We start from the raw sequence: 13084 nt of genomic DNA, 5'->3' as shown, positions 1-13084 counted from the left end.
TTACATCTGATGTAGATGGATAAATATATTGGAATCACGTATTGAATATAAGGGAATAAAATACTGATTTTCTGAGAACATGTTTTATTAAAACATGTTCTCCTATTTTTTATTCTTCTTCATAATGTAATTCTGGTGGGTTTGAGCTATAAATACGTTTTGGGTATTCAGGTCCGCCTTCAATTCCATTCAGGATCAAAATTCGTTAAAATAAACATTGAATAGTTCTTCACAATTATAAATGTCCAAAATGTACTTGTGTTTGATAATGAGTGTTTAAGCATGATATAAGTGTAAAAGAAGTGGAACAATTAGCTTTATATTTTTTGACCTAGTGTTTGAAGTTGTATCCATAGTGAGAGGATTTGAGTTTGAAATGATAGATAATTTTTGGCGTGATTTACCACGACCATTTTTTGTACTTGCACCAATGGAAGATGTGACCGATGTTGTTTTTCGTCATGTAGTAAGTAAAGCCGGTCGACCGGATGTATTTTTCACAGAGTTTACAAACTCGGATAGCTATTGTCATCCAGAGGGCATGAAAAGTGTGCGTGGCCGTTTGACTTTTACAGAAGATGAACAGCCTATGGTGGCACATATTTGGGGGGATAATCCCGAATATTTCCGTCAAATGAGTATTGGCATGGCAGAGCTAGGATTTAAAGGCATCGATATTAATATGGGCTGCCCTGTCCCGAATGTGGCATCGAGAGGGAAAGGTAGTGGCCTTATTCTGCGTCCAGACGTTGCGGCAGAACTTATTCAAGCAGCAAAAGCGGGCGGACTTCCTGTCAGCGTGAAAACACGACTTGGCTATAATGATGTAAATGAGTGGGAGGAGTGGCTGACGCATATTTTACAACAGGATATTGCGAACCTTTCCATTCATTTACGTACAAGAAAGGAAATGAGCCAAGTAGATGCGCATTGGGAGCTAATTCCGGAAATCAAAAAATTACGTGACCGTATTGCACCCAATACGCTACTAACAATCAATGGAGACATTCCTGATCGTCAAACTGGGCTGCAGCTTGCTGAACAATATGGTATTGATGGCGTTATGATCGGGCGAGGTATTTTTAAAAATCCTTTTGCTTTTGAAAAAGAGCCAAAAGAGCATAGCAGTAAAGAATACCTTGATCTTTTAAGATTGCAGCTTGATCTTCAAGATCAATATGCGGAAGAATTGCCACGTTCAATCACAGGGCTTCATCGTTTTTTCAAAATTTATGTTAAAGGATTCCGTGGAGCTGGTGAATTAAGAAATCAATTGATGAACACGAAATCAACAGATGAAGTGCGTGCATTGCTTGATAACTTTGGAAAAGAATATTGATGGGTGCAATAAGCAGAGTGATCCGGGAATCTGTAAAAGGTTCTCGGATTTTACCCTGCGTTTATTTCCATCCATTTGTGAAATAATGAAAGTACTGTGAATAGAGAAATACATAGGAGGTTTTTGGATGCATAATCATGATATATTAATTCGATTAAGATATGCGCTTGATATTAAAAATAAAGATATGGTAGAGATATTTAAACTTGGGGAGATCGAAGTGACAATGGAAGAAGTCATGCAGATGCTTACAAAACCAAAAGATGATTATTATGATGAATATGAAGAATATGATGATATGGTTGAAGAGGAAGATGGGATAACCTGCAATAACATGATGTTAGAGTCCTTTTTAAATGGTTTGATCATTTTTAAAAGAGGGAGACAAGAGCCAAAACCTGGTCAGCCTCAAAGTCAGGCACCTGCTGTAAAGAATAAGGAAAGTGTGAATAATATCCTTCTGAAGAAACTGAAAATAGCCTTATCATTAACAAGTGAGGATATGATTGATATTTTGGAGGAAGCAGGAGTCATGATAACCAAAGGGGAATTAAGCGCTATACTAAGAAAAGTGGGACATAGGAATTATAAAGAGTGCGGAGATCGATACGCGAGGAATTTCTTAAAAGGATTAACTTTGAGATATAGGGAATAAGTGTTCAGTAACTGTTTTTATCATGCACATCATTACAATTAGGCCTTGATTTCGTGAAAAGTACTTTTCCGATTTCAGGGTCTTTTTTCGTATGAACGTTATGGAAGGGATAGAAAGTGCGAAATAATAAAAAAACAGAAGGCACCCTCAAGGCACCTTCTGAATCATTAACCTTTTAAGAAGTCTGGTTTTGCGAAATTGGGGTTGGGATATGTATAGAAGCCTTCTCCAGCTTCTCTTCCGATTTTCCCTTTATCGATATACTCTGTTTTCAATAAGTTAGCCAGCTTTTCAACCTCTGGATCACCTGTCGCTTTCGCTTTTGCAAGTGAAATATTATAAGCGGTATTGATTCCTACCACGTCCAATATGGCGAAAGGACCAAGAGGTGCCCCTGTTGCGACCATCCACGTTTTATCGATGGTTTCCGTATCAGCCACTCCTTTTAATAAGAGCATTTGGGCAGCATCCAAAAGAGGAACCAATAAGGAATTTAAAATATAGCCTGGCTGCTCTTTATGTAAAGGCAGAGGTACCATTCCAATCGCTTTTGCAAAATCAATCACTTCATCGAACACTTCACTATCCGTTCCAGGATGCTTCATGATTTCTGCCGTATTGTTTTTCCAGATTTCATTAGCGAAGTGTAACGCCAGGAATTTTTTTGGACGGCCTGTTGCTTCGGCAAACTGGCTTGGTAATAATGTAGAAGAGTTCGTGGCGAAAATTGTTTTTTCAGGTGCCACTTTTCCTAACTCTGTGTAAAAATCGGTTTTGATTTGAATCACTTCCGGAATCGCTTCAATTACAAGATCAGCTTCGGAAACGGCAGCAGATAAATCACTGTGGAAAGAAATGCGGGAATAAGCAGTATTGAGATCTTCCTCCGTTGCGCCTATGTCTTCTTTATAGTATGGCTTTAAATTAATGATCCTATCTTTTGCACGTTCTATCGCTTCATCATTGATGTCATATACTGATACGTTAAATCCTTTGAATGCGGTTTGAAATGCAATCTGACTTCCTAAAACGCCGCTGCCGGCAATCGTGATATTCAGATAATTCATAGTCATTCTCCTTTATTTCTTTTGGATATCTATACTTGTTAATTATTTCACTTAGCTTGTAAATAGATGCAGGAATAGTTTAGGATATATAATGTTTTCCCTTCAAGGGACCCGATAAACGCATATTAAAACGTAACACCCCTTCTTAGATGCAGGAATTTCTTCATACCTTCCTATCATTTTGGGTTGATGATAGCTTGTACGCATTGATCATTTTATCAGTTGCCCATTGCATTTCATCCAAAACTACATAGTTTAAAGTAAAAGGTTGGACGAGGTGTAGAAATGGATGATAACAAAAAGGTGATAACCATTCTAGGAAGTGCGGGAGGGGCTGCAAAATCAATACTTTCCATATTGAATAAATCAGTTATTGATAAAAAGGATCCCATCCATCATTTTATTTCTAGTTGTACTTTACATTTAATCGATATTAAACAAAAACAAGAAAAATATTATCTTGAATTATTTCCACAGCTAAAAAATTACTTTGTATTACATCAACTTGATTTAAAAGATACAAAGAGGTTTACTAAGCATCTTGAAAGCACAAAAACATGTTGTGTAATAGATCTATCACGGGCGGATACGGTTGAAATATTAGATTGCTGTAATGCATTAGGTGTAAATTATATTAATTCCGCTTTAGAAAAAACAACGGTCGATGAAAAGGAAGAATTATCTCATGGATTTCCTTTAATTGAACGATTCAGGCATTTTGAAAAGCATAAAGATCATTTTTCAAATTCAACAGCCATCATTGGTTCGGGAATGAATCCAGGTGTGGTTCAATGGATGGCCATTGAACTTTTAAAGAAAGATTCAGAGGAACGTCCGATTGGCTGTTATATTGTAGAGCATGACAATTATTTTTTTAAGGACAAAGCGAAGGCAAAAAAGGACGTCATTTATACAACTTGGTCGCCAGAAGGCTTTCTGGATGAGGCCATATCAAGCTACCCGATGTTTATGAATCACCATACGCCGCTCTTTTTATATGAAAATGTTTATGATGTGGATTTCAAAGTCACTTTAGGGGACAAGCAGTTTTACGGTTGTTTAATGCCTCATGAAGAAGTATATACCTTGGGCAAATTGTTTGATATGGAAGGCGGCTTTTTATATAAGGTAAATGACCATACGACGGAGTTAATCCGCTCGAAACTGGATGACGTAGATCAATTATGGGACCATGAAATGGAGGTTCTGGATCCGCTTAAAGACGAACTTGAAGGGGAAGATCTAGTGGGCGTCCTTATTGTTTATCAACAAAAAGAGCATTATATGTACAATGTACTAAGTAATGCCGATATCTTTTCCAAATACAAAACCAATGCCACATACTTTCAAGTGGCCTGCGGTATATATGCTGCCTTATCGGTGTTGCTAATGGATCAAATCCCAAAAGGAGTTTATTATGTAGATGAGTTATTGTTAAAAACGAATAATCATTATGGACAATATTTGACCTACTATATGACGGATTTTGTAATAGGGGAAAATAATCATTCAGATGGTCCTTTACTTCACAGAATGAAAAAGATGAATCAATAATTTTCAACTATATAAAGTTGTGCACAAGGTGGGGGAAAGGAATAAGGAAAAATCCTTATTCTTCAAATTTCCCTTCTGAATGTGCATAACTTTTTTTGTTTATTAATCTTCTTTTTACGTGAACGTTACGGCAATATCCGGAGCTGATCAGCAGCTCTTTTTTTATTGTTGTAATGGAATTTAGCGTCCATAAGTACAATGAAAAACAGACAAAAAAGAGGATAATCAATCCCCTTGGTTGTCTTCATTTGTTTGTTCGTCAGATTTTTGGACGATTTCTTTTAATTCACCAATGTCACCTTTTGCATTGATAATCTCAAAAATCTCATTTAAGCCTTCTGAGGTTTTTTCATCTTCCGTTTTCACTATACCCCTCCTTAATTAGGTTAATGGTTAAGGTATCCAAAAAACCAGTAGATAAAACATCGGTTGCCTTGGAAAATTGATGAAATTCTCTTCGCATTTTTATTGATATAAACGCATTTTAGGCGGATGTTGATTGTAAAAACTACAAAAATTCAAATTTTTTTGTCCATGCAATATGGACAACGATAAAATTATCTATTATTATGATTGTTATAACACTTAGTATAAAGGGATTTTCGTTAATATCTAGTGTATTTTTGAGGAAGACACGTGTATTTTTAAAAAAGGAAAAAATACAATGTTTTTTAAATAGGGGTAAAACATAAAAAGATCCTGCATTTATTCCAACCATCAAAGAGGGGGTATATTAAATGTCAAGTGAAATATTAAATAAATTTTTGAAAGAAAATTTGGAAGATTTAAAAGAAAAGGGGCTTTACAACGTTATTGATCCGGTGGAAGGTCCGAACGGTCCGGTAATCACCATTGCAGGCAGAGAGCTTATAAATTTATCATCCAATAATTATTTAGGTTTAGCAACAGATAGACGATTAATAGAGGCTTGCATAGAAGCGACGAAAACATATGGAGTCGGTGCCGGTGCGGTACGTACAATCAACGGAACGTTAGATATTCATGTCAAATTAGAAGAAAAGCTTGCCGAGTTTAAACATACAGAAGCAGCCATTGCTTATCAATCTGGATTTAACTGTAATATGGCAGCGGTTTCAGGAGTGATGGATAAACACGATGCCATTCTTTCAGATGAACTGAATCATGCTTCCATCATTGATGGTTGCCGATTATCCAAGGCGAAAATTATTCCCTTTATCCATTCCGACATGGACGATTTACGGACAAAAGCACGTCAAGCAAAGGAGTCCGGATTGTATAACAAAATCATGATTATTACCGACGGAGTGTTCTCCATGGATGGGGATATTGCGAAGCTTCCTGAAATTGTGAAGATAGCAGAAGAGTTCGATTTAATCACGTATGTTGATGATGCGCATGGTTCGGGTGTATTAGGTAATGGTGCAGGAACGGTAAAACATTTTGGATTATCGGATAAAGTGGATTTCCAAATTGGAACATTATCCAAAGCCATTGGTGTTGTTGGAGGCTATGTAGCAGGAAAGAAAGATTTGATTGATTGGTTAAAAGTAAGAAGCCGTCCATTTTTATTTTCAACGGCTGCCACACCGGGAGCAGTTGCAGCTAGTATAGAAGCCATCGATATATTGATGAATAGCTCGGAACTTCAAAATAAGCTGTGGGAAAACAGCGATTACTTGAAAAAAGGCCTAATAGAATTAGGGTTTGATATCGGGGAGAGCGAAACACCGATTACACCTTGCATTATAGGTGATGAAGCAAAAACGCAGCAATTCAGCAAGAGGCTGAATGAAGAAGGTGTGTATGCCAAGTCCATCGTGTTCCCTACCGTTCCAAAGGGAACAGGAAGAGTAAGGAATATGCCTACTGCTGCTCATACAAAAGAGATGCTGGATCGTGCAATGGCCATTTATGAAAAAGTAGGAAAAGAGATGTCGATCATATAAGAGATTGCTTGTTTCGGAGTTTAAAACATGGGGAGGGATTTTTGATGAAAAAGGTCTTGGTAACGGGGGCTTTAGGTCAAATTGGTTCAGAATTGACGCTGAAAATGAGAGAGATTTATGGAGCTGACAATATCATTGCAACGGATATTCGAAAAACGGACAGCGATGTTGCTCAATCAGGTCCATTTGAGATATTGGATGTTACGGATGAAAAAGCGATGTATAACATGGCAAAAAAACATGAAGTCGATACGATTATACATTTAGCCGCTTTATTGTCGGCAACAGCTGAAAAGAAGCCGCTTTTAGCTTGGCATTTAAACATGGGCGGATTGGTCAATGCTTTGGAATCTGCTCGAGAACTCGATTGCCAATTATTTACACCTAGCTCCATTGGTGCGTTTGGTCCAACCACTCCTAAAGATTGGACACCGCAAGACATCATTCAACGGCCGAACACGATGTACGGCGTGAACAAAGTATCCGGAGAGTTATTATGTGATTATTATCATCATAAATTTGGGGTTGATACGAGAGGTCTTCGATTCCCGGGACTGATTTCGTATGTGACACCTCCTGGCGGCGGAACTACCGACTATGCAGTAGAAATTTACTATGAGGCGATTAAAAACAAGCGATATACTTCTTACATTGATAAGGGAACGTATATGGATATGATGTATATGCCGGACGCTTTAGCAGCCATCATTACATTAATGGAGGCGGATGCCTCAAAATTGAAACATCGGAATTCTTTCAATGTTTCTGCCATGAGCTTTGATCCGGAGCAAATTGCAGCCGAAATTAAAAAGCATCTTCCGGAATTTGTCATGAATTATGAAGTCGATCCTGTTAGACAATCCATTGCAGACAGTTGGCCAAATACAATTGATTCAACTTGTGCAAAGGAAGAGTGGGGATTCAAGGCGGAATATGATTTGGAGAAAATGACGAATGATATGTTGTTAAAGCTGAGATTAAAGTCCCTTTTAGTAACAGCATAATAAACCTGCCAGCCGAATAAAAGAATTGCAATACTCTTTTATTCGGGTTACTTTATTCAGGGGAATTTTTAATGTTTAAGGGGTGAGCTGTTATAAAGGGTAAAAAGTAAGCGCTTTCTATGAAACCTTGAACAGAATTAAGAAATAACATGAAATTTGATAGTGATCTTTCTAACTGTCAGGAATGCTTAAAAGTGAAGAATGATTTTATGAGGCAGCTTTAAGAAAGGGTAAAAAAGTGGAGCCTGCTATATCATTTCTATACTAAATAGGGAGTGTATTAAGCATCTTGAAAAAATTTCGACTATTAGTAGTGTAGGGGGAAATGGAATGGCAAACAAAGATTTGAATAGGGACTTGAAAGGCCGTCATATTCAGATGATCGCTTTGGGCGGAACGATTGGTGTCGGTTTATTTATGGGTTCAGCCAGCACGATCCAATGGACAGGCCCGTCTGTAATGTTAGCTTATGCGATCTCTGGGCTTTTTATATTCTTGATCATGCGCGCAATGGGGGAAATGTTGTATCTGGAGCCAAGTACAGGCTCATTTGCAACATTTGGTTATAAGTACATTCATCCATTGGCAGGGTATATGACAGCATGGAGTAACTGGTTCCAGTGGGTTATTGTCGGGATGGCAGAAATTATTGCAGTGGGGACGTACATGCAGTATTGGTTCCCTGATCTCCCTGCTTGGATTCCAGGTTTAATCGCAATGGTGATTCTGGGAGCAGCGAACTTAATTTCCGTTAAATCCTTTGGGGAAATTGAATTTTGGTTTGCATTGATTAAAATCGTGACGATCATTTTAATGATCGTAGCAGGATTTGGACTTATCTTCTTTGGAATCGGTAACGGAGGGGAAGCCTTAGGATTATCGAATCTTTGGGAGCATGGCGGTTTATTTACAGGTGGCTGGAAGGGCTTCTTCTTTGCTCTTTCACTGGTGGTTGCCGCTTATCAAGGTGTAGAATTAATTGGGATTACGGCTGGTGAAGCAAAAAATCCGCAAGAAACGATAACGAAAGCGATTCAAAGTACCATTTGGCGTATTTTAATCTTCTATATCGGTGCAATTTTCATTATTGTAACCGTTTACCCTTGGGATCAATTAAGCGAGATTGGCAGTCCATTTGTTGCGACATTTGCGAAGGTTGGTATTACGGCAGCAGCTGGAATCATTAATTTTGTCGTAATCACGGCTGCTATGTCTGGATGCAATAGTGGTATTTACAGTGCTGGACGCATGCTTTACACATTAGGGATGAATGGACAAGCACCAAAATTCTTTGCTAAAGTATCTAATAGCGGTGTTCCTTTATTCGGTACGTTCGGAGTGATAGTCGGGTTAGGAATTGGGGTTGTTTTAAGTTATATTGCACCAGAAAATTTATTTGTTCATGTATACAGTGCGAGTGTACTTCCTGGAATGATTCCATGGTTTGTCATTCTGATCAGTCAAATTAAATTCAGGAAAATCAAAAAAGCTGAAATGCACAATCATCCATTCAAGATGCCGTTTGCACCTGTTACAAACTACCTGACCATCGCTTTCTTGGTCATGGTATTAATCGGTATGTGGTTTAATGATGACACACGTATATCACTTATGGTTGGAATAGGTTTTCTGGCTATCGTTGTAATTAGTTATTTCGCTTTTGGAATAGACAAGCGCGTACAAGCCAATGCTCAGGCAGAGGCTCGGGAAGATAAAGTGGGTTAATCTATCATTCACTTTGGGGTTTACAAAGGGTTGCTGCGGCAGCCCTTTTTCAATGAAACCAAAAAGGCAGTTCAGTTTTAACAAGAGATGATAAAATGGAATGAAAGGATTGCTTCATTGTGAAGGGTGAACTTTTTATGTTCGGACTTAAAAATCATAAGAAAAGGGGAAGTTGAGATTGACAACTTCAAAGAAGAATATGAGGACTTGCGAAAAGGGGCACAAATACGATAAATCCAGCGACTGTCCGACCTGCCCCGTATGTGAGCAGGAACGAAAACCTGACACAGGATTTCTTTCGGTGCTCTCGGCACCAGCCAGACGTGCATTGGAATACAATGGGGTAACCTCTTTACAACAGCTCTCAACATATAGTGAAAAAGAGATTTTGAAATTTCACGGTATGGGACCAGCTTCTTTACCTAAACTTAGGGCTGCTTTGGAAACAGGCGGGTTATCATTCAAAGATTAATCATTTACGTGGATAAGGGATCAGGAACATCTTTTTTATGATCATCATCCTTGTTAAACTGATAGTAACTCTAAAAAGTGAGGTAACGAAAAATCATGAGTTCCTATACTCCCTATTTTGAATTCAATCGAGAAATGTGGGCATCTCTGCGAAACCATACTCCTCTTCCTTTAACTGAAGAAGAATTGGATAACTTAAAAGGAATAAATGAAGAAATATCCATTGTGGAAGTAGAAGAGGTTTATTTGCCCTTGACTCGTTTGATAAATTTACATGTTGAAGCATCTCAGCAGCTTAACACAGCCACCGCTTCATTTCTAAAAACTGATGCTAAAAAAGTACCTTATATCATTGGGATTGCAGGGAGTGTTGCTGTAGGAAAGAGTACGACAGCAAGGTTGCTTCAAACTTTATTATCTAGATGGGATAATCACAGAAACGTAGGTCTTGTCACTACCGACGGTTTTTTGTACCCAAATGACCTTTTAGAAGAAAAAGGACTCATGAAAAGAAAAGGGTTTCCTGAAAGTTATGATACCCAAAAATTAATTAATCTTATCGGAGATGTAAAAGCAGGAAAAAATAAAGTGGAAGTTCCAATCTACTCACATTTGAAGTATGACATTTTGCCAAATGAAGTACAGACTATCTGTAATCCGGATATTTTAATAGTGGAAGGTGTTAATGTTCTTCAAGTCGACAAGGAAAACCAAGTATTCGTCAGTGACTTTTTTGATTTCTCACTGTATGTAGATGCAGATGTAAACGATGTAGAACGATGGTATGTTGAAAGGTTCCTTTTACTTCAAAAGACCGCATTTCAAAATCCTGAATCCTATTTTCACCGTTATATTAACTTGTCTAAGGAACAGGCCATTAAGCAAGCCACTCAAATTTGGGAAGAAATTAATTTGAAAAATTTACATGAAAATATACTGCCGACAAAAGGACGGGCAAAACTCGTCTTGAAAAAAGGTTCAGAACACAAAGTTGAAAATATCCTTTTGCGAAAATAATAAAGATTGTGTATTAGAATAATATTTTTTTGTAATAGCAATAAAGTAAGGAATTTTATTTATAAGGGACTTTGCAATTAGTCTTAAAATTAGCAATATGATCAATGATTTTACCTTATATTGGTTTAATTATCAGTAATTATGGGTATTGTTATAATATCTAATAATTGGGTGAAATTTATGATACAAGCTAAAAAGGTAGGAGTTTAACATTTTCAGGAAGGTCCTTATTTTTTAGGGAAATGGTTACAGATCTTTCTAATTTCACTCCTGATTTTGTCAATAAAATGTATATTTTCGTCGCTTTTTCCGATCTGTCAATATTATTTCACTAACAGTTTCTTCCTTCAATAAGGGGAAGTTGCTGAAGAAATCTTTTAATGCGACTATCGAGGCGGATAAGTTTAAGCTAATTTCTTCACAAAATCAATATTTTAGCAAAAAAAGTAATAGTAGAATATTTTAATCTATGAAATAATAATAATAGACTATGATATAGTTATAAGGAGACAGAAAAGGTGTGTTCCTTGTTCGTGCCTGGCTTTTTGTGACACCTAAGCAGGAGCGCCTACATCTTTTTTGAAAATATAGGGGATAAGGAAGGTTATAATGAGCAACATACAGAAACAAACAGACGTTATCTTAATTGGCGGCGGAGTCATGAGCGCGACTTTGGGATCATTACTGAAAGAGTTAGCACCGGAATGGGAAATCAAAGTATTTGAGAAGCTTGCAAACGCAGGAGAAGAAAGCTCTAACGAATGGAATAATGCGGGTACGGGTCATTCTGCACTGTGCGAGCTTAACTATACATCCGAAAAATCTGACGGATCTATAGATATAAGCAAAGCAATTAAAATTAATGAACAGTTCCAAGTTTCATTGCAGTTTTGGTCGTATCTTGTAAACTGTAAGCTGATTGATAATCCGCAAGACTTTATCATGCCATTGCCTCATATGAGTATGGTACAAGGGGATAACAATGTAGCGTTCTTAAAGAAACGTTTTGAAGCGCTGTCAAAAAATCCTCTGTTCAAAGGTATGGAGTTTTCCGATGACCCAGCAAAACTGATGGAATGGATTCCACTTATTATGCAAGACCGTCCATCAAATGATTCTATAGCGGCAACAAAAATTGATTACGGTACAGACGTTAACTTTGGTGCTTTGACACGCATGTTGTTTGACCACCTAAAGACTAAAAACGTCGATATCAAATATAAACATAGTGTGGATAATGTTAAACGGGCTAGCGATGGCACATGGGAATTAAAAGTGCGTAATGTCGATACTGGCAGCGTAGAACGCCACAATGCTAAATTCGTCTTTATCGGAGGCGGGGGCGGAAGCTTGCATTTGCTGCAAAAATCCGGCATTCCTGAAGGAAAGCATATCGGCGGATTCCCAGTTAGCGGATACTTCATGGTATGTAATAATCCGGAAGTTGTTGCGCAGCATCATGGAAAAGTATACGGAAAAGCTAAAGTTGGTGCTCCACCAATGTCTGTTCCGCATCTTGATACACGTTTTATCGACAATAAAAAATCGCTGCTTTTTGGACCATTTGCAGGCTTCTCTCCGAAGTTCTTAAAAACAGGTTCAATGTTCGATTTAATAACTTCCGTAAAACCGAATAATGTTTTAACTATGTTGGCGGCTGGCGCAAAAGAGATGCCATTGACAAAATACCTGATCCAGCAAGTTATGTTATCGAAGGAACAGCGCATGGAAGAGTTACGAGAATTCATCCCGAACGCTAAGAGCGAGGATTGGGATTTAGTAGTAGCTGGCCAACGTGTACAAGTTATCAAAGATACTGCTGAAGGCGGCAAAGGTACACTTCAATTTGGTACGGAAGTTGTCAGTGCATCCGATGGCTCGATTGCAGCATTGCTAGGTGCTTCTCCAGGGGCTTCTACTGCTGTTCATGTTATGCTTGAGGTAATTAATAAATGCTTCCCGCAACGTATGAACGAGTGGGAACCGAAAATTAAAGAAATGATTCCTTCTTATGGAGAGTCTCTAATGGAAAATACAGAGCTTCTGCACGAAATTCAAACTTCAACATCAGAGACGCTTGGTCTAAGCAAAAAAAAAGAGTTAGTTTATAGTTAATTTTTGGATACTAAAGCAACATTGAAATTAAAAACAACAGAACCTTTAATCTATCATTGATTGAAGGTTCTTTTTTTGTTTTAAAGCTTATTCAATTAAGGATGCATATTTGTAGACAAGCTCGATGAAAATTGAGTTTGTCTACATTTTTTATGCGAAATCTTTTGGATGCTTTCATTGCATCCTCAGTTTGTAGATGAAAGGGCTCT

General features: G+C 37.7%; 11 protein-coding genes. 9 read left to right on the top strand and 2 right to left on the bottom strand.

Translation table 11 applies throughout. The annotated features are described in order from the left end of the window. Window positions 1-376 precede the first annotated feature (376 nt). Together ACFVS1_RS21515 and ACFVS1_RS21510 are read left to right on the top strand one after the other, a co-directional pair. Window positions 377-1339, top strand: a complete 963-nt coding sequence (locus ACFVS1_RS21515; RefSeq protein WP_352925025.1) for a tRNA dihydrouridine synthase — start codon at window positions 377-379, stop codon at window positions 1337-1339. A gap of 127 nt (window positions 1340-1466) precedes the next feature. Then, window positions 1467-1994 carry a YehS family protein gene (locus ACFVS1_RS21510; protein WP_352925024.1) on the top strand — a complete coding sequence of 176 codons (528 nt, stop codon included), beginning with the start codon at window positions 1467-1469 and terminating at the stop codon, window positions 1992-1994. A gap of 167 nt (window positions 1995-2161) precedes the next feature. Here ACFVS1_RS21510 and ACFVS1_RS21505 read toward each other — a convergent pair whose 3' ends face one another. Then, complete coding sequence (locus ACFVS1_RS21505) at window positions 2162-3061, bottom strand: 3-hydroxyacyl-CoA dehydrogenase (protein WP_387550339.1); 900 nt, start codon at window positions 3059-3061, stop codon at window positions 2162-2164. 285 nt (window positions 3062-3346) lie between these two features. Here ACFVS1_RS21505 and ACFVS1_RS21500 point away from each other — a divergent pair, with 285 nt between their 5' ends. Continuing rightward, the gene (locus ACFVS1_RS21500; protein ID WP_387550337.1) at window positions 3347-4615 is read left to right on the top strand and encodes an S-adenosylmethionine decarboxylase related protein; all 1269 of its coding nucleotides are present in this window, start codon (window positions 3347-3349) and stop codon (window positions 4613-4615) included. Window positions 4616-4840: 225 nt separating this feature from the next. Here ACFVS1_RS21500 and ACFVS1_RS21495 read toward each other — a convergent pair whose 3' ends face one another. Then, the gene (locus ACFVS1_RS21495; protein ID WP_241589992.1) at window positions 4841-4981 is read right to left on the bottom strand and encodes a hypothetical protein; all 141 of its coding nucleotides are present in this window, start codon (window positions 4979-4981) and stop codon (window positions 4841-4843) included. A gap of 371 nt (window positions 4982-5352) precedes the next feature. Here ACFVS1_RS21495 and ACFVS1_RS21490 point away from each other — a divergent pair, with 371 nt between their 5' ends. The 6 genes from ACFVS1_RS21490 (at window position 5353) to ACFVS1_RS21465 (ending at window position 12875) form a co-directional block, all read left to right on the top strand. Then, entirely contained in the window at window positions 5353-6543 is a 1191-nt protein-coding gene (locus ACFVS1_RS21490; RefSeq protein WP_387550335.1) for a glycine C-acetyltransferase, read from the top strand. Window positions 6544-6587: 44 nt separating this feature from the next. Further along, window positions 6588-7547 (top strand): L-threonine 3-dehydrogenase, encoded by a 960-nt coding sequence (locus tag ACFVS1_RS21485; protein ID WP_352925021.1) that lies wholly within the window; start codon window positions 6588-6590, stop codon window positions 7545-7547. A gap of 330 nt (window positions 7548-7877) precedes the next feature. After that, window positions 7878-9272: an amino acid permease gene (locus ACFVS1_RS21480; RefSeq protein WP_241589990.1), complete on the top strand. Its 1395-nt coding sequence runs from the start codon at window positions 7878-7880 to the stop codon at window positions 9270-9272. 178 nt (window positions 9273-9450) lie between these two features. Beyond that, window positions 9451-9744, top strand: coding sequence for an RNA polymerase alpha subunit C-terminal domain-containing protein (locus tag ACFVS1_RS21475; protein ID WP_352925019.1), 294 nt, complete (start codon window positions 9451-9453; stop codon window positions 9742-9744). A 95-nt stretch (window positions 9745-9839) separates the two neighbouring features. After that, a complete protein-coding gene (gene coaA, locus ACFVS1_RS21470) occupies window positions 9840-10760 on the top strand; it encodes a type I pantothenate kinase (protein ID WP_352925018.1) in 921 nt (306 codons plus the stop codon). A gap of 609 nt (window positions 10761-11369) precedes the next feature. Next, on the top strand, window positions 11370-12875 hold the full coding sequence (locus tag ACFVS1_RS21465; RefSeq protein WP_387550331.1) for a malate:quinone oxidoreductase: 1506 nt from the start codon (window positions 11370-11372) through the stop codon (window positions 12873-12875). Window positions 12876-13084: the final 209 nt, after the last annotated feature.

The organism is Peribacillus sp. NPDC058075, from assembly GCF_042885195.1.
In the GTDB taxonomy this organism is placed as follows: domain Bacteria; phylum Bacillota; class Bacilli; order Bacillales; family DSM-1321; genus Peribacillus.
This window is presented reverse-complemented; position numbering and strand designations above follow the sequence as displayed.